The sequence below is a fragment of the Haliscomenobacter sp. genome, assembly GCF_033763495.1.
Taxonomy (GTDB): domain Bacteria; phylum Bacteroidota; class Bacteroidia; order Chitinophagales; family Saprospiraceae; genus Haliscomenobacter.
In genome coordinates this window covers 35,202-61,924 of sequence record NZ_JANRKL010000180.1, presented here as the reverse complement: position 1 = coordinate 61,924, position 26,723 = coordinate 35,202, and the positions used below count along the sequence as shown (strand labels likewise).

At 48.0% G+C, this 26,723-nt stretch carries 14 protein-coding genes; 7 read left to right on the top strand and 7 right to left on the bottom strand.

The window, feature by feature from the left end; all coding sequences use genetic code 11:
* From SFV55_RS19750 to SFV55_RS19735, 4 genes are all read right to left on the bottom strand, one after another.
* Window positions 1-1,375, bottom strand: a 1,375-nt coding sequence (locus tag SFV55_RS19750; protein ID WP_320031268.1) for a PQQ-binding-like beta-propeller repeat protein, incomplete at its 3' end; no start/stop codon positions are given.
* 33 nt (window positions 1,376-1,408) lie between these two features.
* Window positions 1,409-1,864, bottom strand: a complete 456-nt coding sequence (locus tag SFV55_RS19745) for a nuclear transport factor 2 family protein (protein ID WP_320031267.1) — start codon at window positions 1,862-1,864, stop codon at window positions 1,409-1,411.
* Window positions 1,865-1,972: 108 nt separating this feature from the next.
* Window positions 1,973-3,580: a dienelactone hydrolase family protein gene (locus tag SFV55_RS19740; protein ID WP_320031266.1), complete on the bottom strand. Its 1,608-nt coding sequence runs from the start codon at window positions 3,578-3,580 to the stop codon at window positions 1,973-1,975.
* Between the two features lie 138 nt (window positions 3,581-3,718).
* Window positions 3,719-5,839, bottom strand: a complete 2,121-nt coding sequence (locus SFV55_RS19735) for a carboxy terminal-processing peptidase (RefSeq protein WP_320031265.1) — start codon at window positions 5,837-5,839, stop codon at window positions 3,719-3,721.
* Window positions 5,840-6,172: 333 nt separating this feature from the next.
* Between SFV55_RS19735 and SFV55_RS19730 the strand changes: the two genes are divergently transcribed.
* Window positions 6,173-8,764, top strand: a complete 2,592-nt coding sequence (locus tag SFV55_RS19730; RefSeq protein WP_320031264.1) for a beta-mannosidase — start codon at window positions 6,173-6,175, stop codon at window positions 8,762-8,764.
* A gap of 125 nt (window positions 8,765-8,889) precedes the next feature.
* Here the strand turns inward: SFV55_RS19730 and SFV55_RS19725 are convergent, their stop codons facing one another.
* The 3 genes from SFV55_RS19725 to SFV55_RS19715 all read right to left on the bottom strand — a co-directional run bounded on the left by SFV55_RS19725 (window position 8,890) and on the right by SFV55_RS19715 (window position 21,012).
* Window positions 8,890-15,618, bottom strand: a complete 6,729-nt coding sequence (locus SFV55_RS19725) for a gliding motility-associated C-terminal domain-containing protein (protein WP_320031263.1) — start codon at window positions 15,616-15,618, stop codon at window positions 8,890-8,892.
* Between the two features lie 437 nt (window positions 15,619-16,055).
* The gene (locus SFV55_RS19720; protein ID WP_320031262.1) at window positions 16,056-18,878 is read right to left on the bottom strand and encodes a PAS domain S-box protein; all 2,823 of its coding nucleotides are present in this window, start codon (window positions 18,876-18,878) and stop codon (window positions 16,056-16,058) included.
* A gap of 79 nt (window positions 18,879-18,957) precedes the next feature.
* On the bottom strand, window positions 18,958-21,012 hold the full coding sequence (locus SFV55_RS19715) for a gliding motility-associated C-terminal domain-containing protein (RefSeq protein WP_320031261.1): 2,055 nt from the start codon (window positions 21,010-21,012) through the stop codon (window positions 18,958-18,960).
* A gap of 246 nt (window positions 21,013-21,258) precedes the next feature.
* On the opposite strand from SFV55_RS19715, the gene SFV55_RS19710 reads away from it, so the two are divergent.
* From SFV55_RS19710 to SFV55_RS19685, 6 genes are all read left to right on the top strand, one after another.
* Window positions 21,259-23,202: a TlpA disulfide reductase family protein gene (locus SFV55_RS19710; RefSeq protein WP_320031260.1), complete on the top strand. Its 1,944-nt coding sequence runs from the start codon at window positions 21,259-21,261 to the stop codon at window positions 23,200-23,202.
* A 448-nt stretch (window positions 23,203-23,650) separates the two neighbouring features.
* Window positions 23,651-24,706 carry a PorP/SprF family type IX secretion system membrane protein gene (locus tag SFV55_RS19705; protein ID WP_320031259.1) on the top strand — a complete coding sequence of 352 codons (1,056 nt, stop codon included), beginning with the start codon at window positions 23,651-23,653 and terminating at the stop codon, window positions 24,704-24,706.
* A 322-nt stretch (window positions 24,707-25,028) separates the two neighbouring features.
* A complete protein-coding gene (locus SFV55_RS19700; RefSeq protein WP_320031258.1) occupies window positions 25,029-25,487 on the top strand; it encodes a polymer-forming cytoskeletal protein in 459 nt (152 codons plus the stop codon).
* Window positions 25,456-25,740 (top strand): AtpZ/AtpI family protein, encoded by a 285-nt coding sequence (locus SFV55_RS19695; RefSeq protein ID WP_320031257.1) that lies wholly within the window; start codon window positions 25,456-25,458, stop codon window positions 25,738-25,740. The genes SFV55_RS19700 and SFV55_RS19695 overlap by 32 nt, the downstream gene beginning before the upstream one ends.
* A gap of 90 nt (window positions 25,741-25,830) precedes the next feature.
* Window positions 25,831-26,211 (top strand): hypothetical protein, encoded by a 381-nt coding sequence (locus SFV55_RS19690; RefSeq protein WP_320031256.1) that lies wholly within the window; start codon window positions 25,831-25,833, stop codon window positions 26,209-26,211.
* A 5-nt stretch (window positions 26,212-26,216) separates the two neighbouring features.
* Window positions 26,217-26,699, top strand: coding sequence for an acetyl-CoA carboxylase biotin carboxyl carrier protein subunit (locus SFV55_RS19685; protein WP_320031255.1), 483 nt, complete (start codon window positions 26,217-26,219; stop codon window positions 26,697-26,699).
* The last annotated feature ends 24 nt before the right edge of the window (window positions 26,700-26,723 follow it).

Below are 26,723 nucleotides of genomic sequence, written 5' to 3'. Positions count from 1 at the left end.
TGTTGGCTTGCAAAAAGGCAGGTAAGGTTTGTTCGCTCAACAATTCATAACCTTCAGCCACAAAATAATCTCGGATCAAATTGCTCATTCCCGCCCGCAGGTATTTGCCCATCACGTCGCTGGTCCAGAATACGGCTTTTTTGATGGGACGCCCGGAGCTCGGCTTGTTACCCGTTTGCAGGGCCGAAATATTGCCATCGTCATTGCCTACATAAATCACCCCATCGGCAAAAGAGGGCGAAGAAAATACCCGGTCGCCAAAACGGTAGCGGGATTTTTCGGTCCCTTTTTCCAAATCCAGGCAGTGTACAAAACCGTCGTTGACCACTACAGCCACGGTATTGCCCACAATGATGGGTGAGGACCAAACGATGGTGGGGGTTCTATAGGTCCATTTTTCCCTACCCGAGTACAGATTATATGCCTTTACGAAGCGTCCATCCGAAGTTCCGGTTACGACCAGGCTATCCTTGAGGGCCGCGGAAGAAATGACCCAGGACCCATTGTAGTTGTGGCGCCAAATCTCCTGACCACTGGTCGCATTGAGGCCGTAAAAGTAACCATCTCGGCCACCCACGACAGCAATATTGTCTTTGATGGCCACGGAGGCCATGATGGCTTTAAAATCGTTGCCAAAGCTCAGGTTGTTGACGGTATCTCCAACTGTGACAAATTGCCATTTTTTTGCTCCTGTTTGAGCATCTACAGCATATACCTTGCCCGACAAGTCGCCAAAATAAAGCGTGTTTTGAGCCAGAGATGGCGAGGAGCGCACCAAAGAGGCCGTTGGAAAGCTCCATTTAATTTTGCCATCCAACTCATTCAATGCGTACACTGCGCCACTGCCACTGCCTACATACACTACTCCGGCGTTGACCAATGGAGAGGATTGGTAATAGTCGAAACCCCAGGCGTAAGGCAGGTCGGGTTTCAAATCGACTTGCCAGATTTTTTGACCAGTGATTCTGTGCAGGGCAAAAAGCTGGTTTTTTTTGTTGGTAAAAAAAACCTTGTCCTTGCTGATGGCTGGGCTGGATTGCACCGCAGCGGCAGCATTAAAAGCCCAGATTTTTTTACCGCTGGCTGCGTCCAAACAGTAGAAAAAACCATCACTACTGCCCGCATAAACTTTACCTTGATCAATCGTTGGGCTGGAGCGCACGGCGGCTCCCGTTTTGAACTGCCATTTGGTGGCTTTAATGGAATTGAAATCAGTGCCTGGATAGACGCCATTTTTAGTTGGCCCGCCTCGAAACAGGGGAAGGGCAAGAGGTGAAATTTGCTGAGCACTTCCCAGATTTGGGCAAAGAATACAAAAGAGTAATAATCCGATCAAGGTTTTGATCTGGAGTTTGGAGGCAAAGTTATTTTTCATTTTTAGGTGTCGATTGGTTAAAGCAAAGTGGTGTTACTGCTTGGGAGTCGGCGATTGCCAGAGCACATTTGTAATTTTCCATCTGCCCTCCAATTTGGCCAGCAGAATATAATCCGTTCCCCACCAGGCAGTTACTTTGCCACAGGCCGTTTTGTCCAGTACTTCATAAACTTCCACTTTCCGTGGAAACTTCTCCACATTGGGATTTTTACCTTTCTTCAATACACCCGTGGCATATTCGATCATCTCCCGAAAAGGCATGGCCGAACCTTCGTAGGTATTGCTGTTGCGAGGGCGATAGTAGCCATACTTGTGCACTCCCAGGTCAACACTGCGGTGAATTTTGCTGGTATCGCCGTAATAAAAGGCATCGATGTAGTCGTTGAGCGCGATGGTCACACTGTCTGCAGAGGTGCTTTGGGCGGAAAGCGGGATGCTTCCCAGCATACTTAAAAGCAGGAGCAGTTGGGTGATTTTTTGAAGTGGCATGAACATGTTTTTTCAGTCGAGGAAAAGTAGATCCGATGTACCAAAAATAACTTGCTCAAGGCTGTAAACCATCCCCCGCAATGGGGTATTTTCAAGGGTATACCAAGGTCAATTCAAATTCCCCAGCTTTTCATTAAAGCTGCTTTGTAGTCTTTTTTTGGTGTCAGCATCCAGTTGAGGATCCTGATTCAAAACCCGCAAGGCCTTTTCAAACTGCTCCCTGGCCTGCAATTTTTCACCCATGGCCAGATAGGCATCGCCCAATCGCTCCAGTACCGAGGTAGAATTTGGGAAAGCCACTGTCCCTAATTTCCAGATGGCCAGTACCTGCTCCTTTTTCTGTTGCTGTCCGAAGCGGAAGGCAAACAGGTTCAAAGTTTGAAAATCGAATATTTGCAAGGAAGGATTGAGCTGTTTGCCTGCCACAAAGGCTTGAGTTGCTTTTTCCAAATTGCCACTCATCACGATGGCTTCAAACTCTTCAGGGGTAGGCACAGGAGGCAAAGCTTTTTGCTGCAATTCCACCTTTAGCATATCAGTTGGATAAGCCATTTCTGAAGCTTTTTTTTGCAGCGATTGCAAGGCTTCCGGCGATTTTTTGACATAGGCATCAAAAAATTGCCCGATCCGGGTGTACAAAAACTGGTAGGATTGCTGCTTCTCTGCGGGCAAGTCAGGAATAACCCCCAAATTGCCAATCAAACAAGAGTGATCCATGCCCCGCAAAACGGCATAGTAGCGATCGGCATAGCGCAAGGTGTCCAGCACTTTTTGACTGAGTTGGAGGTAAGGCGGTGGATTTTTTTCATCTTGTAAAAAAGTGAGATAAGGCACCCGCATTTTATTGGCGTCAAAAAAAGGCGATTGGAGCAGGCTTTCCTGGGTTCCTGTCTTGCCTTCCCAGCCATCCAGGCTTGCTACCGCATCAGCTTGCATGTTTTTCATTTGGAACAACAAGGCCGACATGCCATCAAAATTGCTGCCCAAAACCCCGATTCTTTGGGGATCGACCATGGTTTGACTGCGCAAAAAAGCCAGCAGGTATTCCAGGTTGCCAATGCGCTCGGCCAGGGCCAATTGGGGCTGTTTGGCCTGCCAGGTTCCGGTATGCGCAACGCTGGGGGTAAGCAAAACGACATAACCCAAACTCGCCAAGTATTCACACAACACATTATTCGTGCCTGGCCCACCATCTACGCCCACAATAATCACAGGGAAAGGCCCTTTTTGTTTGGGGGCATTGAGTACCGCAGCGGTAGTGCTTTGCAGAATATTCTGGATTTGCTGCTCGCTCAGGTCCAGATTTTGGCCAAATTTGGCCGAAAATTTCAGGCCATTGCCAGCGTCTTTTTTCTCCTGGTCGCTGAGTGGCTTAAAGCTGTTTTTTTGTGCATCGAGGTAGCGGTATTCAGCAAAAAGCATTTTTTTGAGCTTGTTCGCCTGAGCTGGATACCACATGCTGATCTGGATGGGGAGGGCACTTTGCCCGGTATTTGGTTTGCCTTCAAAATCCAGTTTGGGTTGAAAGTGGCGGCCGTAGTCGAATTGGTTGAATACCTGGAAACCGACGGCATGTGGGCCAAGCGGGAGGGTGCTGAGTTGGGGGTGTTTGGCTAAAAAACTACTTGTCCGGCCTTCGGGCAAACGAGGGTTTTGTGGCTGCACAAAATTGAGCACAAAACTCCACAAGGTCAGGACAAGTAGTTGCGTTTTCATTAGCGTTTTTCTTACTATGTATGACGCAAAAAATTACTCCCCGATTTTTTTGAGCCTTTTGAATAGAAAGCTCACTTAAAATGAACCGTTCGACTTCCTATTCAGAACCCAAATCGGGAAGTTAATTTTTCTGCTTTACTATCTATCGTTTTTCATCGACAGCGGTGATTTCCCACCCGTCAATTCCAAAACATCACCTACAACTTTGGTTGCTTCGTACAGGTAGCGGTCTTTTTTCAGGAAATTCACCCAGCGGGTGTTGAAAGCTGCGCTGGTACCCGAAGCAGTGGGGTCCTCCCCTACCCGAACGACGTCCATTTCCTTGTTCATCACGAACAACTCGCGGGCTTGTTTCGCTCTGGCATTGACGGCTTTTTCTTTTTCCTTGTATTTCTGGAGGTTCAAATCAAGGGCGGCATCCTGCTGAGCAGACAACCAGGCGGAATTTTGCTTCACTTTCTCAACCAATCCCGTGCTGTCGATGCGGTTGTGGAAGCGTTGGCGCAATACGTCCATATTAGGCGTTTTAGCCCAGGGCTTGTAGCTCAGTTTTCTGATTTCGTCCCAGGCCAGCGCCGTTTTGTTGTCTTTTTCTCTGAACTTGTAAGCCTCGTAATAGCCTGGCAACACCAGATCAGGTACTACCCCTTTCAACTGCGTAGAAGCGCCATTGATGCGGTAGTATTTCTGGATGGTCAGGTGGACTGTGCCCAAATCGGTGTTTTCATCTCTGGTCAAACGGCTCAGTGGGATGGGGCGTTGTACCGTTCCTTTGCCGTAGGTGGAAGTGCTACCTACGATGATTCCTCGCTGGTAATCCTGGATGGCTGCAGCAAAAATTTCAGAAGCCGAAGCGCTGAATTCGTTGACCATCACCACGAGTGGGCCACTGTACAACACTTTTCCATTGTCTTCATCCGGCAAGAAAGAAGAGCGACCATCGCCATTTTTCACCTGAACTACAGGGCCGTCAGGGATAAACAAACCCACCATTTGTACTACTTCGTAGAGGCTACCGCCGCCGTTGTCGCGCAGGTCGATGACGATGCCATCCACGTTTTCAGCCTGGAGTTTCAACACTTCTTTGGCCACATCAGCGGCGCAGCTGCGGCCACCTTCGTCACCCATGGGGGTGTAAAACTTGGGCAGGTAGATGTACCCAGTTTTTTGATTGCCGTCTTTGATGGTACAGGACTTGGCAAAGGTTTCTTCCAGTTTGAGTTCTTCCCGCACGATGGGCACCACTTTGATGGTTCCATCTACTTTTTTGAGGGTGAGTTTTACGGTAGTGCCTTTGTCGCCACGGATGAGCTTGACTCCATCCGGAATGTCATACCCGGCTACGTCCACTGGCGCTTTGTCGCCTTCCCCAATCTTGAGGATGAGGTCGCCGTCGTTGACTTCGGTGGTTTTCCAGGCGGGCCCACCCTGAGTAACAGTGGCAATTTGGAGATAGCCATTTTCTTCTCCAATGATGGCTCCAATGCCATAAAATTTACCAGAAAGACGCTCGTCCCAACTTCTTTTTTCCACAGGCATAAAAAAGTCGGTATGCGGATCCATCGTGTTGGTGATGGTGGTGACAAACATACTGAATCGATCGTCGTCGCTGATTTTGTTGATCAGGCGATCGAGGGATTTGTCCAGGGTGGTTTTGGCAAACTCACGAGCCTGGACTTCCAGGGCTGCATCGGTTTCTTTGGGGGTTTCAGCCGTGGCTTTTTCCCTTTGGTCTTGCAGGTCAATGAATTTTTCCAAAGCCATGAACTTCAGCTTTTTCTGCCATTGCTCCTGTTGTGTTTTGGCATTGTTGGCAAAAGTCCTTTTGTCGTAGTCGGTTACGATGCTGTCGACTTCGGTAAAATCAAAGGCTTTTTTGGCCAGATTGGGCAAATTGGTTTTGATTTCGTTGAGCCGCTGCTTGTACCGTTCGTTGACTTTGTAAAAAAACTCAACCGGGGTTTGGCGGATTTCGTCATCAATCAAGGTATTGTACTTGCTGAATTCTTTCAAGTCCGCTTGCTGGAAAATGACTTTTTCAGGGTCCAGTTCCTTCAGGTATTCGTTGTAAATTTTGGCAGAAAATTGGTCATTGAGTGCCTGGGGGCTATAATGCCCTTGTTCCAACAACTGACCAACGGTATGCAAAATCCGATCATAACGATCATCGATGGGTGCCTTGTTTACATCGTTGCTGCACAACAAAAGCACGATCGGGAGAAATAGAGCAGTAAAAAATACACTTTTTGTGGTGTTCATTTGTCGCTTTTTTGGATAGATCCTTGATGAAGGTAAAACTAACGCAACTAAGATAAATAAGAAATCCCCCACTTGGAGGGATTTTAGGGAATTTGCTCGCTTTTGACGATTTTTAAATAAACGTATTTTTTGGGGGAGTGGTTTAGGCGATAGAAAGGTTAAGGTTTTTTAAAAGATTAGGAACTGTTTAACCAACTAACCAAACCTACATCCAAGAGACCTTTGACTGCTAATGCCTCTGGCTGATTCAGCATGGCGAATCCATGCTTGCCATCTATTTCTCCCCAGCTTCCCCACTTTTCTTATATTCGCAGTTCACACAACTAGATTTGGATGCGCTTTTTTTCATTCTTCATCCTGATGGCCTTGCTGAGTGCCCTATTGGGATGCCAAACGCAACCCAACAGCGCTATGATCGAACTCAAGGATAACTGGACTTTTCGACAAGCCAACAAAGGCAACTGGATGCCTGCTACCGTACCCGGCACAGTGCACACCGATTTGATGCAAAATGGTAAAATTCCCGACCCCTATTTCCGCATGCAGGAAGAGGAAGTACAATGGGTGGACAAGGCCGATTGGGAGTACAGCTGTCGCTTTACAATTGAGGAAGATTTTCTGAAATTTGAAGCCATTACCCTGGAATGCCTGGGGCTGGACACTTACGCGGATGTGTACCTCAATGGGCAATTGTTGATTTTGGCGGATAATTTTTTTGTGGCTTATGAAAAAGAGGTCAAACCCTGGCTCAAAGTTGGCGAAAACCAATTGCGCATCTTTTTCCACTCCCCCATCACCGTTGGCTTACAAGCCTTGAGCAAACACAAATATGGCCTACCCGCCACCAATGATCAATCCGAACGGGGGGGGCTGGGCGATAAAAAAGTCAGCGTTTTTTTGCGCAAACCCGGCTACCATTTTGGCTGGGATTGGGGGCCACGCCTGGTCAGTAGCGGAATTTACCGCCCCGTCCGGCTGATGGGCTGGAACAAGGCCCGGCTGATCGATGTGTATTTTCAGCAAGATAGTTTGAGTGACGAAAAAGCGGAACTTACCGCACGCTGTGAGGTAGAATCGCTGGTGGAGCACGAGGGTTTGATCGAAATTTTTCAGGGCGACACCCTCCTGGGCATGCAGGAAGTAGCGCTGCTGAAGGGGAAAAATGAGTTTCACATCCCCCTGGAAATTTACGATCCCATCCGTTGGTGGACACATGATTTGGGCAAACCCCATTTGTACAAGCTTACCGCACGGTTGTCCTATCAACGCAAACCCATCAATGAACTATCCCGAAAAATCGGGCTACGCACCATCAAAATTGTACAGGAACCCGATAAAAAAGGCAGCTCCTTTTATTTCGAACTCAATGGCCGGCCCGTTTTTGCCAAAGGAGCCAACTACATCCCCAACGACCTATTCATCCCCCGGGTGAGCGACGAACGGTACCAAAACCTGATCCAGTCCACCGTGGATGCCAACATGAACATGCTGCGGGTTTGGGGTGGTGGTTTTTATGAAAACGACATTTTTTATGACCTTTGCAACGAGCAGGGGGTGCTGGTTTGGCAAGACTTCATGTTTGCCTGCAGCATGTACCCCGGCGATCCCGAGTTCCTGCGCAACGTAGAGGAGGAGGCGGTATACAACGTGAAACGCCTGCGCAATCACCCTTGTCTGGCCATCTGGTGTGGCAACAATGAAATCGATGTGGCATGGGCACAATACAACGAATTTATGGGTTGGGGTTGGAAACAACTCTACACCATGGCGCAGCGCCGGGAGATTTGGCAGGCCTACGATACCATTTTTCACAAATTACTGCCCACCATTGTCGGTGCCCACCACCCGGGTATGTTTTACTGGCCTTCCTCTCCGTACAACGTACCAGGCAGGCACGCCAACAGCCATACCCCCAACGGCGACATCCACTACTGGGGCGTTTGGCATTCGGAGCATCCCTTCAGTGCGTATTACGACAACATTGGGCGCTTCATGAGTGAATACGGCTTTCAGTCTTTCCCGGAGTTCAAAACGGTCAAAACCTACGCCTTGCCCGAAGACTGGAACATCGAATCTCCGGTCATGGCGGCCCACCAGCGCAGCGGCATCGGCAATTTGCGCATCCGCAGCTACATGCAGCAAAACTACCGGGTGCCCGCCAATTTTGAACACTTTCTGTACGTGGGGCAATTGCTCCAGGCGGAAGGCATCAAGATGGCGATCGAGGCGCATCGGGCCAGTATGCCTTATTGTATGGGCTCCTTGTATTGGCAAATCAACGATGTGTGGCCAGTGGCGTCCTGGTCGGGTATGGATTATTACCAGCGCTGGAAGGCCATGCACTATTTCATCAAAAAAGCTTTTGAACCGACCATCACGGCTGCTTTGGTCAGGGATGGGAAATTCAGGCTCAGTGTAATTTCCGATGAGCTGGGTGAGCGAGCGGGGGAATTGCGGCTGCGCCTGATTGATTTTAATGGAGAAACTTTGTGGAAAAAAGATACCAGCATACAGATGCCCCAAAATACGGCGCTACACGCCCTGGAATTGCCGCTGACGGAAATTTGTGATTCCAATACGGCCAAAAAAGCGGTTCTTTTGGTGGATTTGTACAGCCAGGACCATCACATTTCCCACAGCCCGGTTTACCTCGCCAGTGCCAAAGTGCTGGAATTGCCCGCTGCGCCAGCCATTGAGAAGCAGGTATCGCCCAGTAAGGAGGGCTTTTTGATCCGCTTGCGGGCCAGCCAATTGGCCAAAAATGTTTTCCTGGATTTTGGCGATGAGGTCGATGGTTTTTTTACCGACAATTATTTTGATCTCTTGCCGGGAGAGCTGGTGGAGGTGGTGTATAGGCCGAAGCAGAAGGGCGTGAGTTTGACGGCGGAGGGCTTGAAGGTCTTGAGTTTGGGGGAGGTGCATTAGACCATGGTAACCCACTAAGGTGATTCTTAAGTGCCTTGAGTTTCTTAGGTGGTGAAAAAGAAAAAATATTTTACCACCTAAGAAACTCAAGGCACCGAAGAATCACCTTAGTAGTGACAATCTCATCACCTTACCAAATTCACCTCTCCAGCCTTCGAATAAGTGCTCCCATTTTTCAGCCGCACCACACTCGAAAACACGTACAAGCCAATCGGCGAAGGCTGCCCACGCGAAGTCCCATCCCAGCCCTTGGTCGGATCATTCACCGGGATATTGGTCCCTTCAAATATCAGGTTACCCCAACGGTCAAAAATCCGCAAATATTCCAGGGCTTCGATGTCATCGCCCCCGTAACCGTTGAAATAATCGTTGACCTCATCCCCGTTGGGGCTGAAAGCGTTGGGGAAATAAGCTTCCACCTGGCCGGCCACCAAAATCTGAATTTTATCACTCACTTTACAACCCGCACTGTCACTCAACATCAAGGTGTAAGTGGTTGTAAAGGCAGGTTCAGCCTGGGCATTCAGGCTTTGAGCCGAAGTTAGCCCGCTTAGTGGTGACCAGGAGATTTGGCTCGGGGTAAAATTGAGCTGGGGTTTGAAGGTAACCTTGGCACCACGCCGGAGGGTGGTATCCGGGCCGAGTTCCAGATTCAAACTGCGGGGAGATTGAATCGTGATGGTGGTATCAAAACTACAACCCGAAGCATTGGTGATGTTCAGTGCAAAAGTCCCTGGGTTTAGGCTTCGGACGGTAAGCGGTGGATTGTTGAAACGCTGGACGGTATTGTTCAACGTCAGGGTAAAGGGGCCTTGTCCACCCATTACGTTGCGCAAGTTAAAGACGCCCAAATCGCCCGGGCAAAGTGGATTGATCAGCCCCAGGCTAACACTCAATGCCGAGGGGTCAACAGCCAGTACCAGGCTATCCTTTGCGGTACAACCAATGGCATCAGTCACCGTGACGGTGTAATTACCCGGAATGGCATTGCGCGGGTTGGCCTGGCCATTGAAGCGGATGGCATTCCAGGCATATTGGAATGGCCCCGTTCCGCCTGCAACGGTGGTATTGAGGTGGCTACTGCCACAATCAGCACGGGCGGAAGTTATGCTTACGGCAATATTGCAAGGCGGAGCATTAAGTTCAATCTGTGCAGTATCCCGACAATTGTTCCGATCATTGATGACCACAATATAGTTGCCCTCTTGAAGATTTGGAATGGTAGCGAATCCGGGTCCCCCGCCTGGTATAGGCATTCTTCCTGCAACTGTAATTTGTTGATAATAATAAGCAAGTGTATATCGAGGTGTCCCTCCAGAATAATCTGCACGAATACTCCCGCCTTGTCGATTCGCAGGGGTAGGTTGCGTCAATACACTCAAACTCAGGTTAAGGGCAGGAGGTTCTGAAATTGAAATTTCCACTGAATCTGTACAACCCGCTGCATCCGTTACGGTAACTTGATAAGTTCCGGCAGGCAATGCATTAAGGTTGGTGGCAGGTAGAGGATTGTTCCAAGCATAATTCAGGTTGCCAGTGTTCCCACTTACGGTCAATTGAATGCTGCCATTCGCCTCAGCATTACAACGAGGACTTGTACTTTGTGCATTCACCTGTAGTTTACACATAAAGGGCTCAATGGTAAATCCACAAGTATCCGTGCAACCATTTGCATCGGTAATGATCACTGTATGTCTACCTATAGCAGGGTTATTAAAGTAAAAGGTATCTACTCCACTTGGTTGTATTTGCCCTGGATTGGGGCCATTTACCCGGATGCTGCGTTGGCCGGTACCTCCTCTAATAACTACCCTGGCTCGCCCACCTGTGCCACCAAGGGTGTTGGGCTGGTTGAGGACTGAGCAAATCGTTTCGAGCGGGGCTGGTTCTGTGATACTCACACTTGCGGTATCGCGACAGAATTGTGCATCCGTCACAATCAATTGGAAGTTGCCACTCGGCAAACCAGTCGCCTGAGGGTTGCCATCAAAACGATTGTCGCTCCAATCATAAGTGAATGGCCCAAGGCCACCAGTAATATTGTTTTGGATGCTACCCTGGCTGGCCCCTGCACACAAATTATTGGTTGGGGTTAAAGTCAAAGCTAGGTTACAGATGGGGTCATTGATCTGAAAATCACAGCCTTGCACTGTACAACCATTGGCATCGAACAAGGTCAGACGGTAATCGCCTTTGCTCAAGTTGTTGACCGTAAAGCTATCCACACTCAAATTGAGGAAACTATCGCGTTTTGTGCCACTCAGAAGCAGTTTGTAAGGCCCGGTTCCCCCACTAAACCGAACGGTAATTCGGCCGTTTTGCCCACCCACAGTTGTAGTTGGCACTGGTGTTCCACAAGTTAAACTCAAGGCGCTGGGCTCCGCAAGTACCAGGGTGTCGATCCCTGCACAACCTATCGAATCGATGACCACCACCGAATAGGTACCCGCAGGCAGGTTGCGAGCAATTGCCTGGCCATCGTTTGTATTCTCACTCCAATCGTATTGGAAGGGTGCTTTGCCTCCATTGACTGTAACACTGATTTGGCCATTTGCCGCTCCATTACATAGCGGGTTTACACTTTGCATTTGCAATGTTAAATTACAATTGGGTTCGCTGATGCTAAAGGAGCAGTTCTGTTGACAGCCATTGACATCACTGATGGTCACCGTATAATCTCCCGCAGACCACCCGGTGAAATCCACACTTCCACTGTTGGCTTCGGTACGGATACTGCTTACAGGGCCTTGCACACGTATAAAGTAAGGTGCAACTCCCCCACCAAAGTTCACCCGGGCAATCCCTTCGTTGCCCTTGACGGTGATGACATTGCGGATGATCTGGCAAGAAAAAGTCAAAGCAGCAGGGTCTTGCAAAACGGTATCCAGTGACAGCCGACAATTGATGGCGTCGGTGATGGTGACTTGATAGGTTCCGGCGGCAAGGTTGGAAAGGGTGTCATTGTTCGCTCCCCCATTGCTCCATTGGAAGTTATACGGTGCGACACCCCCAGTAGGTGTCGCAATCACTTGCCCATTGGCTTCACCCTGGCAAGCTGGGGCCTTAGTGAACAAACTGGCTTGCAGGTTACACACTGGCTCTTTGATGGTAAAGCTGCAGGAAGTTCGACAACCATTCACATCGATGAAGTTGGGAGAATAAGTCCCTGGAGGCAAACTCCCCAGGGATATGCTATCCCCACCGCTGGCGGTCACACTGCCGGGCTGTGAGCCACCCCAATCCAGGGCAATCGTTCCGGTGCCGCCCGAGTATTTCAGTTTGGCGCGCCCGTCACTGCCACCCACGGTGCTTACGTCTGAAATAACCTGGCAATCGGCCACCACTGGCAGGGGCTGGCTCAGGTTGATTTGGGTTGTATCGGCACAGCCCAGGTTATCGGTTAGGATCAAGGTATACATTCCTGGTCCTAAATTTTTCAAGGTGTCGCGGGAAATGCTTCCGGCCCCGTTGCTCCACAAGTAGCTGTAGGGTGCCCGCCCGTTGCGTACACTTGCGGTTAACACCCCATTGTTGTCACCATTGCACAAAATCGAATTAACGGTGATGATGTTGGCACTCATGCTACAAACAGGTTCGGTGATGTTCAGCAGACAGGAGTCAACACAATCATTTTGATCCTGCAACACGATGCGGTATTGACCAGCGCTTAGTCCGGTGATGGTGGTGTCCCCGCTGCGGTTCAGGCGCAAACTACCCGAACTCTTTCCCGACCAGGAGATGTGGTAAGGACGAGTACCTCCAGTACTGGTGATTAGGGCGACGCCGTCGTTGCCGCCAACCCGGGTTGCCGCGCTTTGTTGGGCACAGCTCAGCGCAAGGGCGGCAGGTTGCGTAAGATCGATGGTATCACTTACCCGGCAGCCTACATTATCGGTGGCAATAAAAATGTACCTGCCGGGGCCTAAATTCCGAGGATTGAACTGCCCATCCAAGGCGTTTTGATCCCAATCGATGCTCAGGGGCGATTCACCACCAGTGGTACCCACGTCTATTTGCCCATTGTCAGCCCCATTACAAGTCGGGTTGGCGAAATTGGCTCTGGCACTAAGGTTACAGTTGGGTTGGGTGATGGTAAACTGGCAGGAATCCTGGCAACCTAAACTGTCGGTGACCAATACCTGATAAATTCCGGCACTCAATCCCGTCAAGATCACAGTATCCGCACTCAGGCTGTCGCGAAGCTGAACAACCGGACCATTCAAACTCAGTTTGTAGCGAGGGGTTCCACCACTGATGCTGATATTTACTTCTCCATTCACGCCACCTATTTGTGTTACTGCTTTACTTACCGCACAAGTCAAGGCAATTTTAGGGGGTTCAATCAAGGTAGCTGAGGCGATAACATCACAAGCTGCACCATCAGTTACGATGACGGTATAAGTTCCTGGCCCCAGATTTGCTGGGTCTTCCACCCCATTTAAACTGGCCTGATTCCAACGAATAAGGACAGGAGGCAGACTATTGTTTATCCTCAAATCCAACTCTCCATCGTTGCTGCCATTGCAGGAAATGGGTTGTTTAATACCTAGCTCGATCTGCGGCCCCGGGGCGATACTGACGCGGTAAAGCCGCTCGGTGCTACACCCTGTTTTTTGGTCAAACATAAAAAAGTTGCCGCTAAAACTCAAGGTTTGTCCGGGCAGAAAACGGGTGCCAGTCCCATTGGGGCCAGTATAATACGCCACATTGGGGCTAAGGTTTTTGCCCTTAATCAGGGGCAATTGCAGGCTGCCACAGGCCGTTGTATCGGAAAGGCTGTCAATTTGGGGTAAACTAAGCGTATCCAGCAAAAAAGTTCTTTCGCTTGTGCAAGTGGTAATGCGGTCGAAGGCATACAGGCGCAAGTCTCCACTGATGCTTTGCCCCGCCAGGTACTTGGTTCCTCCACCATTGGTTGCGGTATAATAAGCCTGGTTGCTGCTGAGACCAACCCCACTTAGTGCGGGCAGGATAAAACTGGAACAAACCTGTACATTAACAATGGTATCCAAACGCGGTTGATCTACAATATTGACCATGAAAGTATCCTGATCAAAGCAGCCGGTTGCTGTGCTGTCGTAAGCGAATAAAATTTGGGTGGTAGCGATGCTTTGGCCGGGAAGGTAGCGGATGCCGCCACCACGGCTTTTGGTGTAGTAGGCGGCATCGGGGCTCAGGTTTGTGCCTTTGATTGTGGGTAAGGTGTAAATACCACAGATAGTAGTGTCCCGGATGGAGTCGATCTCGGGTGTATTTTGAAAGGTAACTGTAAAAGATTTTTCATCGCTACACCCACCGGAATTGTAATAGGCAAAAAGGGTTTGGGGGCTTGTAATCACTGCACCTTGCGCAAATTTTGTACCTGTACCCGACCGTCCTGTATAATAAGCCTGGGTTCCATCCAAGGTTGTTGTTGCCGTGATAGGAGGGAGTTTGAAACTGCTGCCGCATACCATTTGATTGGGAATGGGAGTAATCGCAGCGGATGTGCCAACGTTCACTGTTATATTCGTCGCTGGAGCAAAACATGGATCGGTGGGGATAAAAGTTAAAGTTTTGACACCAGCGGAACTGATATTCAGTCGATTACTACTCACTCCGGTACCCGACCAATTTCCTGTCTGGCCACCTTGGGTCGTATTTAGAGCCACCGGGGTAGAGCTGGTGCAAAAAGGGCCAGGCGTAGCAACAGATATGGAGGCACGAGGATTGACCGATACATCAAAATTTGTTGCAGTTGCGCATTGCCCTGCGCCTGGTGTGAAGCGCAAGGTGCGAAGCCCAGTCCCACCTGTTCCGGTGTTTAGGTTTACATTGCCTGTCACACCCGTGCCTGTCCAGCCACCTGTAATCCCATTCTCATCTGTTGTTGGCAATCGAACAGTTCCCTGGCCCTGACAAAAAGGCCCCAAATTGGAAAATGCAGCTGAAACCGGGGCTGTTACTTCAGCCCTAGTACTTGCCGGCGTTGCACATTGGCCAGCACCAGGTGTAAAGGTGAGGTTTTTTATCCCTGCTACAGTTGTGCTCAATCTGTTACCACTCACATTTGTTCCTGACCAGTTTCCAGTGATTCCATTTTGATTTGTGGGTAAACTAACCGTAGCAGAATTCAAGCAATAGGGTCCAAAATCATCTAAAACAGCTGGGCCTACTTGATCCACCTGAATCTCCATTGTGGTTGGTGTTGCACATCGGTTGGCGGCAGGAGTAAATCTGATTGTATGCGTGCCTGCTCTAGCAATCATTGGGTTAAAGTTGGTACCAGTAACTCCTGGCCCCGACCAGGTACCCGGAGTACCATTTTGGGTAGACAGCGCAACATTTCCTCTGTTGCTACAAAAGGGGCCAATTTGAGTCAGGGGAACCGGCCCAGCACTACCTCTGATAAAAATATTGCTAGTTGTAACCGACTCATCACTTGCCCAAGTCTGTGCGTTTACTTCAATTTCCACTACATCTCCGGGACTAACCGGAACACCAGTGAGTGATATTGTACCGCTTTTTACATTTTTACCTCCACCAATTAAGTCACCTCCAACTTCAACACCATTGACCAAAAACCTTACCCAGAGAAAATCCCAGCAATTGTTGCAAGATCCCGCAGCAGGATCTAATGGATCACCTGCACAACCACAATCCGAAGCTGAATCCATATTCCCGTTCCCTGGCCAGTCTAAAGAGAAATTAAAAGTTACTGAGAAATCAACGGATGAACAGTTGGTAATTGTGGCTGGCCCATAGGTGTTGGTTCTAACCCCCTTTGTAGTAGAATAGCTGGTTCCTGAATTGGTAACTAAAATAGAGGTTTGCCCAAAAGAAAAAACATTGGGCAAAATTACTCCCAGTAACATCAAGGTGAGTATAGTTGCCTGACCCAACCTAAAACGGTTGTTAAATTTTTTAATCGGGTTTTGAAATAAAAACGCTATCCAATTATTGGGATTGAAAAATTCAAAAGATCCAATGCATGAGTGATCCAAAAACTTCATCTTGACATTTTTGTGCGTAACAAAAAAAAGCTGGTAGGAGAACGTACGTAGCAAATGCCTGAAAAGGACTTAATGAGATGTGAGTTTGAGTTTTTAAAGTAATACCAAAGTACATCAATCATCTTGAAGGCACTTGTTTCAACGGATTACAAGATAATTGTTGTATTTGAGCAACACATCTCCAAACTCACTTCTATATCCCTGCAAAAATTGTAAAAAAAACACGGGGGGGGTAGTTAGAGTGCGTTATTTTATTGTAAACTGCTCATTTATCGTCAAAAAAATGATATTTTGAAGCATTAAGACATGCTGGCCAATTCCGCCAATACAAGCTTGATACCCTGCAAAACTTCTGCTTCAAAACCATCAAAATCGAGGATCAAGTCCTGCGGATCAAATTCTCGTTTTGCGCGTTCCAATTGTTCGGCACGGGCACTTAAATGCCCTAGGCCTACCATTTGAAAGGAAGGTTTGATTTTATGGGCTTTAGCAGCAAAGGATTTCCAGTTTTCGGCTTCCAACAATTGCCGCATTTGGGCCAGCTCGCTAGGGACAGTCTGCGCAAAAATGTCAAAAATTTCCCGCATGTACCCCTTGTCTCCCTCATACAACTCGGCCAGCTCGGTTCGGTTCAGGGAGAAAGTGCGAATATTTGGGGCTTGAGGTGAAAACCCGGGAAACAATTCCCGAAAAACTTCCAGCAATTGGTCGGGAGTAAAGGGTTTGGACAAGTGTTGGTTCATCCCAGCTTGTAGCGCTTTTACTTTTTCGTCAAGTAGAGCCGAAGCTGTGAGGGCAATAATGGGCACCTGCTGATTGGCGTTTTGGGGAGCGTTGCGCAGGCGCAGGGTAGTTTCGTAACCATCCAGGTTGGGCATGCGAATGTCCATGAGGATCAAATCAAAAACTTCTTTTTCGGTAGCCTGTAGGGCCACCAGTCCATCATCAGCAGTAGTATAGGTCAGCCCCCATTTTTGTAAGAGGTTTTCCAGGTAGCGACTGTTCATGACATTGTCCTCCACGATAAGCACGTGAAATGGCGCTCCCCCTTTGCGCTGGTAAGCAGGAGGCAATTCTACTTTGTGCAGCACTGGGTTTTTGACGGTTTCAAAAGGAAGTAGAACAGTAAAACTAGTCCCTCCGCCCATAATGCTTTGAACGTGAATGCGCCCACCCAATAGTTCAACCAGTTGTTTGGTAATGGGGAGTCCCAAGCCTGCCCCTTCGCGGGTTCTTTTCGCTTTTCCAGCCTGATCAAAACGTTCAAAAATAAAAGGCAGGCGATCCTCGGGGATACCAATCCCGGTATCCGTCACGTTGAATTCAATCCAGTTTTTTCCATCAAATGTTTTGGTCGAGGCAGTGCAACGAACAAAGCCCTGTTCGGTAAATTTGAAGGAATTGTTGATCAGATTGAGCAAAATTTGGTTCAGAAAGGTGGGGTCAGTACGCAAATACTCTGGCACTTCGGGTGCAATCTCACACTGAAATTCAATGGGCCGCTGTGAGAGCCTGAATTCAAAAGTTTTGCACATGGCCTTTGCCATACCAAAGAAATCGAAGTCTTCCAGGTGAGGCTCCATTTTCCCCTGTTCAATCTTTGAAATATCCAATACGTCGCTGACCAAAGCCTGCAACAACTCCGCTGAGTATTGGAGGGTATGAACGTATTCTGCCTGCTCCGGGCTCAATTGGGTATCATATAGCAAGTTGGTCATCCCCACTATGGAATTGATGGGATTACGGATTTCGTGGCTCATGTTGGCCAAAAAGGCCTTTTCTGCATCGCGGGCTTGTTCAGCTTCCTCGCGGGCTCGTTCCAAATCGGCCTGCAATAATTTTTGCTCCGTAATGTCCAGATGGATGCCCAGTGTACCCGTTAAATTTCCCAACTCGTCGTAGATCGGAGTATTGTTGATCAAGGTCCAGATGATGCTGCCGTTTTTTTTGCGCAAAGGAGCTTCCCATATGACTGATTTCCCATGCAAAAATTTGGCTTCTTCATGAAGGGCATTGTTTATGAATTGGGGGGGGGAGAATAAACGTTTGGGGTCATGTCCAATTAATTCTGACTCATTATACCCTACCATTTCACAAAAACGGGGATAAGCCCGCACAATTTTGGCCTCGGAACTGACCTCTAAAAGGCCCAGTTCCATATGTTCCATAATTCCCCGGTATTTTTCTTCACTTTTACGGATGCGCTCACTGGCCATGCGTTGTGCACTTACATCCCGGTAATGCCACATGTGCCCCAGGTATTCGCCACCTGAAAAAACCGGGATATAATGCCGTTCCAGGATTTTTCCATTCCGCATCTGCAAGTCTTCGTTCAGGGTTAGTTCTCTTTTTTGCAGCAATTCATCTACCCCTTTTACAAACCCTTCGGAGTCGCAGAAGAGCTCTTTGCTTTGCTCCGCAGCTTCGGCACAGTCGGCACCAATCAAAAATTCGGGAGCAACCGGGATTAAAAACAGATCGCAAAACTGTTGATTAATCAGTACAATTTTCCGGTTTTCATCTTCTACCAATACCCCGGCATGTAAGTTTTGCACCAATCCTTTTAAACGTGAATAGGTTGTAACCAACTCTTTGCGAGCTTGTACTTCTTCAGTGATGTCGCGGGAAATAGAATGTGCCTCAAAAAATTTGCCATCCCGATAAATGAAAGTTACCCTTTGTCCCAACCAGATTTCACGTTGCCAGGCATTTTTAACCGGAAACTCCACGTAACTAGAGGTAAGGCCGTGGCGAATTTGATCCAGGTATTGAAGGCGAATGGGCTCGGCGTAATCGTCGCGAATGAGTTCAGCATAATGAGTGCCGAGCATATCTTCCTTGGGGAAACCCAGTAATTTTTCCGCAGCAGGATTGATGAAACGAAAAAGCCCTCGATCGTCTGAAATGAAGATGATGTCTTGTACACTATTGACAATTTCATTGACATAGTGTAGTTCCTTCTTTAAATCATCCGTGGAACTAAGTTTTGATTGAAGGGCTTCATTCTCCCGGAGCAATTGGGCAATGTATTGTTCTTTTTCCAAAAGTAAAGCTTCTGCGCTCACCCGAGCGGCCTTTTCTTCCAACAATTGCTCGTTATCAGTGTCCAATTTGGTCTCCATTCTGGTTTCCTCAATTTCCTCAAAATTAAGGAACTGGTGATAAAAAACTGGCCTTTATGCTCAAAAAAATTACTACTTTTCACTTGAGCAATAAAAATGACCCACTGCGACTGGCACTTTCTCCATCAATAAATTCTACATCGGCCCTCCAGACATAAATGCCCTGTGCAGCAGGTTGACCGCGGGTAATGCCATCCCAACGTGTTTCAGTGGCATTAGGGCGGGCGTTTTGGATGCGGAACACCTCATTTCCCCAACGATCAAAAATGCTCAAGTGGGCAATCCGCGCCACTCCCCGATCACAAAAAAGGGTAAAAAAGTCGTTCTCACCATCATCATTGGGTGAAAATGCATTGGGGGCGTAGGTATTGTGGCGAGGAATGACCTCAAAAACAAAGCTGGTAGAATCTATGCAGCCCAAAGTATTGCTGCCAATTAAGGTATAAGTGCCACTTTTCAAAGGTTGGGCAAAAGGTGCGGCGCAATCACTGCAACTCAAACCGTCTGCTGGCGACCAGCGATAAGTGCCAATAGGCTGATTGGCCCGGGGGCTCAATTGAATACTATCGAATTGTTTGAGGCTGATTTTGTCCGCGTCCTCCAGTTGAAAAGCTACCGGGTCCCTCAGGGTTACTACGCTGCTGAGTTTGCAGGCGGGGCTGGCCTGCACCGTGGCCTGGTAAGTACCCGCAGCCAGGCCTTTAAAGGTATTTTCTGGCTGAAAATCTTTACCATTGAGGGTATACACCAAGGGGCGGTTCACGCCACTCACATTGGTGATGCTAATGCTGCCATCCTTGCCTTGGGTACAATTAGGATCGGTTCCGGTCATGGTTCCTTGCAGTTCCCGGGCTCGCACAAGTAGGCTGTGGCTAGCGGGGCAGCCGTGTATTGAGGTGACCGAAACGCTAAAAGTACCCGGTGTTTCAATGCTGATGGTGTCTGTTGTAGCCCCGGTTGACCATTGGTATTTTGCAAAATTGCCCGCATCCAGAATCGAAATATTTTCGGGGCAAATGATGCTGTCCCCCTTGATTCGGAAACGGCTCAAGTCTTCGATGATGATGTGGTGTACCACAATGCTGTCGCAGCCACTAAGTGTTTTGAGCACCACATCGTAGTAGCCAGAGTCACGGTAAACTTGCCCAGCCAGATTGACCGAGCCCCCTGGGCAAATGACAATTTCTTTAGGTTTGGGGGCTTTTTTTCGTTCCAATACCGTTGAGTAGGAAAAATAATTGCAGGATGGGTTGTTCAGTTGGGTTGCACTCGCTGCAGCGGCCAAGCGAAAGGTTTGTCCTTCGCGTGGTTTTTGAATGTCGATGCTCAAATTATTGGCACCAAGGATCGGCGTCCAGGTATTGCCTGCGTCTGTACTCCGCTGCCATTGGTAAGCCAGGGATTTGGGATCGTTTATCTCTATGATCGGTGTTAGTTTGAACACATCACTAACGCAGATGTAACTTGTATCGGGCATTTTGATGACTGGGCCGCAAGGAAAAAAGGAGATATTGTCTAGGCCTATGTCGTTACCCAGCCCGCCAGGTGCGTTGTTGCGCAAGGCCAGCACAATCTGTTTCGCATCCGGGGGTGTAGTAAAACTAAAACCATAGGTGTGCCAGAAAGCATCCTGAGGTACATCACCACTGCTGTACACTTCTTTGCCATCAACCAGAAAAGACAAATTGGGTTTGATGTATCCGACAAAACTGGGTAACATCAGGTTGATGATGTCAGCTGAAAACTGGTAGGTCGTGTTGCCACATACGGCAACAGTGTCCTGATAAAACAAGCCGGGTTGAAAACTGGCATTGACCACCATAAAATAGCCGTTGGGGTCAGCACTACGGTCTTTGGTTTTGACCCAGGATGATGCGGAAAAGGAGCCCCATGAGGCATTGCCATTGGTGATGACATACAAGCCATCGTTGGGAGGTGTTGAGGCACTGTAGCGGTAACCAGGGGCGATACCGGGGTCGATGCCGAGGACGTTGGCACTACCACTGCCAAAATCACCGCGCTTAAAAATATTTTCCCCTAAGGCACCTTTACAGAGGCCTTGCTGTGCCCTGATGGGTTGAATACAAAGGCTAAAAAACGCCAGGATGATGGCGATCTGAAGTTTGGCGTTCATCGTGTTTTTGTTGTGACAAGTAAGCTCCGCCTAAGGTAATTGAATGTGCGGAAATTTAAAAAAAGGGAAAATGGCAATTAAGGACGGAACGGGCAAATTGCCCCTTACCTGTACAAAAATTCCTCATTTTGTTCCTTTTCCGACAATATTTACCACTGCACCTACAATAAATCAAAAACTTTCTATTTTTACACATACATGACAATTCTAAATCACAATCACTATTTCCTAACCTATTGTCAAAACATGAAATCATTAATCCTGACTTTTGCAGTAGCCCTCGTTGCTACTTTGGGTCTTAAGGCTCAAGCACTACAATGTTCCCCTGAAAAGCCAATTCCTGGCGAAACCGTTACCCTTTCCTACGACCAAAACCAAACGATACTTGCCAACGAAAATGACCTAAAGGCCACTGTACTTTTCCTGAACAATAATCCGACCGGAGATCGTTTCCATATCGAAGACGTTAATTTTGTGCAAGAAAGAGGCATGTTCAAAGCAAAACTGAACATTCCGGCCAAAGCCAACCTTTTTTACATTGCCTTAGCCAATGAAGTAAATGGCGAAAAAGACAACAATGGGGGCAAAGGTTATGGGTTCAGTTTGTATAAGGCAGATCGCAAGGCCCTATTGCCAGGGGTAAAAGGCAATCTTGGCCTAGTCAAAGGCCGCTACGGTTATTACGCCAATGCCGATCGCGATGTGCCCGCTGGACTTGCACTGGTAAAAGAAGAATTTGCCAGCAATCCCGCTGCCCGTAAAGATGCAAACCTGCTTTCCTTTTTCACCGCAGAAAGCAAAAGAGCCAAAGATGAAGCTGCCCTGGCCGAAGCCAAAAAAATAGCCGAAGGCCTTACCAACGACAAAAAAGCCACCGAGCAAGACTTGTTCAATGCTTACTCAGTGTACAAAATTCTGGATGACAAGGCCATGCTGGAAACACTGGGAAACAACATCCGGAAAAAGTACCCAAAAGGAATGCTGGTGCGCAGTGAAAAGATTGAAGCAGTTGGCATGGAGAAGGATTTTGCCAAAAAGGTGGCTTTGTACGAATCTCTTGCCGGGCTTCCCTTTACAGCAACTGAGAAAAGTGCATACAACAGCCTTACTTCAGTGATTGCCAGTGGGTATTTGGGTAAAAAAGATTGGGCTAATTTTGAAAAATACCTCAATCAAACCACCGACAAAAACCGCAAAGCCAACCTGTTGAATAGTGCAGCATGGCAATTGTGTGGCGAAGGCATCGTCAAAGAGGTGAGCAGAGAGGACGCCGAGCGTTCGGCTAAATATTCCAAACAGTCTATCGACCTGATCAAGTCCTTGCAAAGTTCGACCGATAAAGCAGATGTACCGGCTTATTCAAGCCCGAAACAAATGAAAGACAACCTGCAAGGTGCACTCGGCATGTTCTCCGACACCTACGCAGTTTGCCTTTACCGCACTGGTAAATACGCCGAAGCATTGGAGTACCAACAGATTTACAATGAAACCCAGAAATTCAGTGATCCAGAAACCAACGAGCGCTATTGCATCTACCTGGAAAAAGCCAAGGGAGGCAAAGAAGCTGAAGCGATGCTGGAAAAGCTGATCACCAACGGTACAGCTTCCGAAGCGATGAAAACCCAGTTCCTACGTTTGTTCCAGGCCAATAATAGCCCCGAAGCCGCCGCCCAACGTTACCTGGCCAACCTGGAAGCGGACGCCAAAGCCCACAAACGGGAAGAGCTGCGCAAAAAGATGATTGATAAGGAAGCCCCTGATTTCAAACTGCGCAACCTCAAAGGAGAAGAAGTAGCCCTGAGTAGCCTGAAAGGCAAAGTGGTGATCCTCGATTTTTGGGCAACCTGGTGCGGCCCCTGCAAGGCCTCTTTCCCCGGCATGCAAAAATCGCTGGAAGCCACCCAAAACCGCAGCGATGTGGTATTCCTCTTCATCGATACCTGGGAAAATGGCGACAACAAAGAAAAAGCCGCAGCTGAATTCATCGAAAAAAACAAGTACAGTTTCAATGTGCTGATGGACAATGACAATAAGGTCGTCGGTAGTTATAAAGTTGAGGGAATCCCGACCAAGTTCATCGTCGGAAAAGATGGCCGCATCAAATTCATGAGTGTAGGCTTCAATGGCACAGAAACGCTGATTGAAGAAGTCGCCGCGATGATTGACCTGGCAGGTGAGATAAAACCGTGATGTGATTTCGGATTTGTGATTTCGGATTTCGGCTGGACTTCGTTCCCGGCATTTTTAGGCATTTCAAGTTTGAAAAACTTAGTTTGTGCAGTAGAAAACCATTGTCCGGCCTAATGCCCCAACCGAAATCCGAAATCCCAAATCCGAAATCCCTCTGGGGCAATACAAGTATTTATTCCAACGTTTTGCTTGTGCAGTTGTGAAACCAGTGAAAAAATACTATCTTAACTGCTGAAAAAGGTATCAAAGTTCACAGTAATGTTAAACTTTGGTTTTACTTGAATTTTTCAGAGCTTTGAGCATTAAAGTTATTCGGAGAGTTGTGTATACTTGCAGCACAATTTCAAAAAATTCATATTTGTTTTCAAGCTTGGTTGAATTGCTTGGGTAAAAGCAGAAATTCGACCAGGTACGTACTCAAAACCGATTATTAACCCTCGCTATCTATATGAAAAACTGGAAATCAATACTTGCGTTGGGCCTGCTGATCTGGGGGGCAACCGTTTTGCAGGGGCAAGACATTCACTTTTCGCAGTTCTATATGTCGCCACTCAACCTCAATCCGGCGATGACTGGGGTGATGAATTGCAACTCCCGCGTTGCGGTGAACTATCGAAACCAATGGGGCAGCGTACTGCGCACCAACTCTTTCCGAACCTACTCTGTCTCCTACGACCAGCGCATTCCAGTTGGCCGTTATGACTATTTTGGGGTGGGAGGTACTTTCTGGGGCGATAAGGCTGGTGAGGCCAATTTCGCTACCCTGACCGGAAAAATCTCCGGCTCTTTCTCCAAACAAATCAGTGGTGGCCGCAAAAAAGCTGGTTATTTAGTGGCTGGTGCCGAAGCTGGTTTGGCTCAACGCAGCATCGACTTTCTGAACCTGCGTTGGGGTACCCAGCACGACGGAGAAGGTGGCTTTGACCCAACTTTGCCTTCACAAGAGGATCGTTTCAACCGCGACAACTTCCTTTTTGCCGACATGGCTGCCGGTCTGTTGTACTTCCACCGCAATGGCAATAAAAACGTCTACATTGGAGGTGCCTTTCACCACTTGAACCGGGCCAACCAATCCTTTGATACTGAAGGAGAGGAAGATCCCATCTTTACCCGTTGGACGGTACATGCAGGAGGCGAGTTTCCTACTTCCAGCGGAAAAATGGGGCTTTTGCCAGGTTTCATCGTAATGCGGCAGGGGCCTTCTTTCCAGGTGAATGCTGGCGCAAGTTTGCGCTTTATGCTGGACCAATCTAAGGACAGCTACCAGGCATTTCAGCTGGGTTTGTGGGGCCGGGTGGCCAATAAACTGGAGCAAGGTTATTTGACCGATGCCATCATTGCCTCTACGCGTTTTGACTTCAATGACCTAAGCCTTGGCTTTAGCTACGACATCAACGTTTCTCAACTCAAACCTGCTTCCAATTCACAAGGGGCGTTTGAATTCAGTTTGATTTATAAAATTTGTGGTTTGGAGCGCCGTGGGGTTTATTGTCCAAACTTCTAAAACCTACGATTTTAGCCCACAACTAAAGTCATGGGCTGGATTGTGGACACGCTTTACCCACACCCCACGAGTCATGGGTTAGGGTTGCGCTCCGCAGTTTTGTCACATAAAAAAGGCCTTCCGTCACAAAAATAGTTGCGGGAGGCCTTTTTTATTGGGCTTGCAGAGAGTTCAAGGTTCCTCAAGGATGCAATTGCCATTTTCTTTGTATCTTGCCACTTTGATTTTTATGACCGATTATACCAACAACGCTTTCAAACACTGAATTTCGGTTTGGAGCGTTATAACAGTCATAATTATTCGTAAACCAAAATTGAACGCAATGTTTAGCAGTAAAGATTCCAACAACAAGCCACGCAATGGATCTGTTGCTCCGGTGAATCCCAACGCTTTCAACAGCCTTGTACAAGGCACCGTGGTTGAAGGTACGGTACGTTCCGAAAGTGACATCCGGGTAGATGGCTTAATCAAAGGAAAGCTCTTCTGCGACGCCAAAGTGGTGATTGGCCCAACTGGCCAAATTGAGGGGGAAATCCGCTGTGCCAACGCAGTGATTGAAGGTAAATTTGAAGGCACCATTGTAGTGGCCGAATTGCTCAACATCCGCGAAAATGCCGTGGTGAGCGGGGAAGTAACTACCGGAAAATTGCTGGTTCAAACCGGAGCCGTCTTTAACGTGACTTGTAACATGGGTGGGCAGCCGCCAGTGGCCAAATCAGCTGCAGCTCCACAAGTCGCCAAAAAAGAAGATGAAAAAGGAGTCAAAGCACCCAATAACTGATCCAGAGGATCCATCTAATTCTTCCAAAGGGAAAGCCACATCCAATGTTTACCTCAAATATTCGGGTATGGCTTTCCAAATGGGCATCATTATTCTGATCGGGGCCTTGTTGGGGCAAAAACTGGATGCCTATTTTCAGAGTCCTAAACCCTGGTTCACCGTAGCCCTTTCTTTATTGGCCATTTTTGCCGCCTTGTATACCACCCTCAAGGATTTGTTGGTTCCCAACAAGAAGAATCAGCCGCCGCGCTGACATTTGCCTTTCCTTCAAATTTACTTATTGCCTAATTATGCCTTCGGGTTTGTACTTTTGCGGTTGAATTCATTTTTCAACTGCATAGTCATGAATCAATCCCGCTTTTTGCTGTATTTGGGTATAGTGTCAGCGTGCACAGCACTTGGGTTGTTTTTGCTCAATTTGCTGCCCGGTTTTCAGGTACACGCAGCATTTGCGTGGGGTACTTTTGCCTTTTTTTCCCTGTTTACCCTGCTCGCATTTTGGTATGGAAGTATAGCGGCCCGCAGTACCAACAAGCATCAATTTACCAATGCTTTCATGGGTTTAACCATGATTAAGATGTTGTTTTCTTTGATGATCATAGTTGGATATTTCTTTTTGGCAAAACCCAGCGACAAATTGTTCATCGTGCCATTTTTTGGCATTTATTTGATTTATACCGTTTTTGAAACTGCCCTTTTGATGAAATTGGGCCGAACCAGCTAATTCCTATGGAAACACCAAATTATCAGGTATCCGTCAATGGTCAGGTGGTACTGGAAAATGCGACCAAAACCGGCCTGGATTTCATCCGCCTGGATGATGGGCATTTTCATGTGCTACTCGGCGAAAAATCCTATTTGGCCACCCTGGAAAAAGTAGACTACCTGGCCAAGGCTTTTGTCTTTCGGATCAATGGGGAGGTCTATGAAGTGAAAATAGCTGACCATTTTGACCAGACGGTTGAACGCCTGGGCTTACACAGCCAGGCCACAGCCAAGTTTAAAGACTTGAAGGCGCCCATGCCAGGTTTAGTGATAGATGTAATGGTGGAGGCTGGCCAAAAAGTACAGAAGGGAGACTCTTTGTTGATCCTCGAAGCCATGAAAATGGAAAATGTACTGAAATCCCCCGGTGATGGGATAGTGAAAAAAGTAAAGGTGGAGAAAGGTGCAGCGGTGAATAAAAATCAGGTGCTGCTGGAGATGGAATGACAATAATTTTCTGCGGCGCAACGC

What these genes read in the sequence shown, in the direction of transcription:
- SFV55_RS19720 (WP_320031262.1), bottom strand. Translation starts at nt 18,878, where the DNA reads ATGGAGACCAAATTGGACACTGATAACGAGCAATTGTTGGAAGAAAAG.
- SFV55_RS19730 (WP_320031264.1), top strand. Translation starts at nt 6,173, where the DNA reads ATGCGCTTTTTTTCATTCTTCATCCTGATGGCCTTGCTGAGTGCCCTA.
- SFV55_RS19715 (WP_320031261.1), bottom strand. Translation starts at nt 21,012, where the DNA reads ATGAACGCCAAACTTCAGATCGCCATCATCCTGGCGTTTTTTAGCCTT.
- SFV55_RS19735 (WP_320031265.1), bottom strand. Translation starts at nt 5,839, where the DNA reads ATGAACACCACAAAAAGTGTATTTTTTACTGCTCTATTTCTCCCGATC.
- SFV55_RS19690 (WP_320031256.1), top strand. Translation starts at nt 25,831, where the DNA reads ATGAATCAATCCCGCTTTTTGCTGTATTTGGGTATAGTGTCAGCGTGC.
- SFV55_RS19725 (WP_320031263.1), bottom strand. Translation starts at nt 15,618, where the DNA reads ATGTTACTGGGAGTAATTTTGCCCAATGTTTTTTCTTTTGGGCAAACC.
- SFV55_RS19700 (WP_320031258.1), top strand. Translation starts at nt 25,029, where the DNA reads ATGTTTAGCAGTAAAGATTCCAACAACAAGCCACGCAATGGATCTGTT.
- SFV55_RS19745 (WP_320031267.1), bottom strand. Translation starts at nt 1,864, where the DNA reads ATGCCACTTCAAAAAATCACCCAACTGCTCCTGCTTTTAAGTATGCTG.
- SFV55_RS19705 (WP_320031259.1), top strand. Translation starts at nt 23,651, where the DNA reads ATGAAAAACTGGAAATCAATACTTGCGTTGGGCCTGCTGATCTGGGGG.
- SFV55_RS19740 (WP_320031266.1), bottom strand. Translation starts at nt 3,580, where the DNA reads ATGAAAACGCAACTACTTGTCCTGACCTTGTGGAGTTTTGTGCTCAAT.
- SFV55_RS19710 (WP_320031260.1), top strand. Translation starts at nt 21,259, where the DNA reads ATGAAATCATTAATCCTGACTTTTGCAGTAGCCCTCGTTGCTACTTTG.
- SFV55_RS19685 (WP_320031255.1), top strand. Translation starts at nt 26,217, where the DNA reads ATGGAAACACCAAATTATCAGGTATCCGTCAATGGTCAGGTGGTACTG.
- SFV55_RS19695 (WP_320031257.1), top strand. Translation starts at nt 25,456, where the DNA reads ATGAAAAAGGAGTCAAAGCACCCAATAACTGATCCAGAGGATCCATCT.